Origin of the sequence: Helicobacter bilis ATCC 51630, from assembly GCF_000686565.1 — a bacterium.
Lineage (GTDB): Bacteria > Campylobacterota > Campylobacteria > Campylobacterales > Helicobacteraceae > Helicobacter_A > Helicobacter_A bilis.
Genome location: NZ_JMKW01000096.1, coordinates 1 through 2,392 on the forward strand (window position 1 = coordinate 1; position 2,392 = coordinate 2,392).

Annotated in this window: 5 protein-coding genes; 1 reads left to right on the forward strand and 4 read right to left on the reverse strand. The window is 30.8% G+C overall.

Going from position 1 to position 2,392, the window contains the following annotated elements; all coding sequences use genetic code 11:
- Nucleotides 1–108: 108 nt before the first annotated feature.
- Entirely contained in the window at nucleotides 109–258 is a 150-nt protein-coding gene (locus T368_RS15770) for a hypothetical protein (protein WP_155266241.1), read from the forward strand.
- A gap of 677 nt (nucleotides 259–935) precedes the next feature.
- On the opposite strand, the gene T368_RS14090 is transcribed toward T368_RS15770, so the two are convergent.
- From T368_RS14090 to T368_RS0111145, 4 genes are read right to left on the reverse strand one after another with little or no spacing between them, the layout of a single operon-like run.
- Nucleotides 936–1,361 (reverse strand): YopX family protein, encoded by a 426-nt coding sequence (locus tag T368_RS14090; RefSeq protein ID WP_004088382.1) that lies wholly within the window; start codon nucleotides 1,359–1,361, stop codon nucleotides 936–938.
- On the reverse strand, nucleotides 1,352–1,744 hold the full coding sequence (locus tag T368_RS0111135) for a hypothetical protein (protein ID WP_004088381.1): 393 nt from the start codon (nucleotides 1,742–1,744) through the stop codon (nucleotides 1,352–1,354). Before T368_RS0111135 ends, T368_RS14090 begins: the two co-directional genes overlap by 10 nt.
- Nucleotides 1,741–1,968, reverse strand: coding sequence for a hypothetical protein (locus T368_RS0111140; RefSeq protein WP_004088380.1), 228 nt, complete (start codon nucleotides 1,966–1,968; stop codon nucleotides 1,741–1,743). The genes T368_RS0111135 and T368_RS0111140 overlap by 4 nt, the downstream gene beginning before the upstream one ends.
- Before the next feature lie 11 nt (nucleotides 1,969–1,979).
- On the reverse strand, nucleotides 1,980–2,282 hold the full coding sequence (locus T368_RS0111145; RefSeq protein ID WP_004088379.1) for a hypothetical protein: 303 nt from the start codon (nucleotides 2,280–2,282) through the stop codon (nucleotides 1,980–1,982).
- Nucleotides 2,283–2,392: the final 110 nt, after the last annotated feature.

The window sequence follows — 2,392 nt, forward strand, 5'->3', positions numbered from 1 at the left end:
TTCTGCAAATTTTCTACATTTTGACTAGTCATTATCACAAAAGATAACTCCTAGCCAAAATGTAGAAAAAATTACAAAAGCCATAACGCAATCTTAAAAAGCTGGTTTTTGTTTTCTTTGCCTTGTCATGTTGAGCCGCAAGGCGAAACATCTCTTGCTTTGCATTCAAAAAAGATATTTCGTTTCGCTCAAAATGACAAAAAAACAAATTCAAAAAGTGTAAATAAGTGGGCGGCAATGAATGAAGTAAAAAAATAAAAATTCAACTTTAAGGAATGCCGATAAAAAGCGTGGTCTTACTTTTTATGTCATGTTGAACGCTTTAGTGTGAAACATCTAACCTTTATGCAAGTAGAGATGTTTTTGCTAACGCCTCAACGAGACAAGAAAGAAATCATGTTAAGTATTACAAGGTTACAATGCAATCAATTCATTTTTATTAGGGTTTAGAGGGTTAAAGAACGCATTGCTGCCCACCTATTTACACTTTATGCAATAGTAAAATATAAAGTAAATAAAATAAAGGGGGTATTTTGTTTTTTTAAGCTTTCGTCTTGTGGTAACATTTCTTTACTTGTCATGGCTTAATGCGTAAGCATGAAACATCTCTAGCTTTGCAAATAAAAAATAATTGTAGTAGTATAATGTTATTACCGCTTAAGCTACCAACTTAAGCGGTAAATTTTCTCTTTTCTAGCAAGAGTTAGAAAGGAGGCAAAATGAAATACAAAGTTATTATAATCTTAATTTTGATATTTTGCATTTTTATTAATGTAGCGTATTATAAAAATTTACTTTTTGTTACATGCTAGATAGTAACAGAAAGGAGGTGTTGCATGTTGCTCCTTTCGTTTCACTCATTCCTTACCCTTTCAAAATCCTTGCATTTTTGCTAATATTTAGGGAATCTTTTTGAATCATACATATCCCCATACTCACTTATCAAGCCTTTTTCTTTTTTTTAACAAATACGCATTCTCGTGGATATTGCCTATAACTTCCAAAATATCCATAGCGGTGTAGCATATATCGTATTCCTTACGATTTATATATTTAAAAACAAATCTTAGATTATGTTTATCAAAGAGACATAAAAGTGTGTCTAAATTTCTATTTTTCACAATATCCCCCTCATAAATCTTTTTGCCATTTTTATCACAAAGTCCGCTCCATAGCTCAATCTCACAATCACTAGGACACATAGGCTCACCATCATAGTAGGCGTGTAACTCGCTTTCAACTTCCCATTTATCCTGCCGTGGATTAGAAAAGCCTATGCATAGATTCCAATCCTTACTTGCATAAGTGAGAGTTTCTTCTCCCTTGTCCCAAATCCTAAAATCAAAATCTTTTAATTGCATTCCTTATCCTTTTCTAAATTTTGTATTGCTTTTTTTATTTCATCTTTATATTTGACATAAAACCTAGCCGTTTTAAAAGCTTTCCAAATCTCTACAAGCCCATCGCCATTAAGTGATTTAAATATTGATAAAGGTGCAAATAAAATGCTCCCCATACCTACAAAAAGATATTTAAGAAAATTTACAAATCCATTTTTAATAGCAATGAATATATACTTAAATAGCCATTTAATAGGATTATTATAAAAGTTCTCTGCTGTATTTAAAACAATGTTTTCATACTCACTTATCAAGCCTTTTTCTTGCAACTTATCAAAGTGTATTTGCTCTACACTTTTTGTTTTTAAAAAATCTTTCATTACCTTTTCGCTTAATTTATTCATTCTTTACCCCCATTCTCATAAGCCTTAATTAAAGCCTCCATATAGATATTATGAATATTCCTTATGTATTCTTTATGCTTACAAGTTTCATATTTTTTTAAACTTGCACCACATACATACTCATATACATCATCACCCATAATGCCTCCTTTTTTACAATCTACGCATGGTCTGTGTGCGTTTTCATACATTTCGTTTATATCTTTGTATTTCTTAGCTTTCATTCCTTATCCTTTCAAAATCTATTTTCCACAAAAGCAACTTGCTTGTTTTTAGCTTCACATTTTACAGCTACACCCATCATTAAACCAAATGCAAACGCACCACATATCATAATAAATACAAACCCCCAGCCTATCATATTTAAATAAAACATTTTTGTAACATTCTTAGGCTTACGCATTTGTATTGCAAATTTTCTATACTCATTTCCTACAACTTCATAACCTATCTTTTCTAATTCCTCTGCGTTTCTATAAGCATCTTTCAAATCATATTCTCTTATCTCAACATATTGATATTTTAAAAAATCAAACATAAATTCTCCTATTTTCCACAAAAGCAAGTCTCATATTCGCTAAACTCATTTTCATTAAATAACAAACCTTGCTTACTCTGCAATTCAAACTCTTTTTCATACTGCCCTAG

What these genes read in the sequence shown, in the direction of transcription:
- T368_RS14090 (WP_004088382.1), bottom strand. Translation starts at nt 1,361, where the DNA reads ATGCAATTAAAAGATTTTGATTTTAGGATTTGGGACAAGGGAGAAGAA.
- T368_RS0111135 (WP_004088381.1), bottom strand. Translation starts at nt 1,744, where the DNA reads ATGAATAAATTAAGCGAAAAGGTAATGAAAGATTTTTTAAAAACAAAA.
- T368_RS0111140 (WP_004088380.1), bottom strand. Translation starts at nt 1,968, where the DNA reads ATGAAAGCTAAGAAATACAAAGATATAAACGAAATGTATGAAAACGCA.
- T368_RS0111145 (WP_004088379.1), bottom strand. Translation starts at nt 2,282, where the DNA reads ATGTTTGATTTTTTAAAATATCAATATGTTGAGATAAGAGAATATGAT.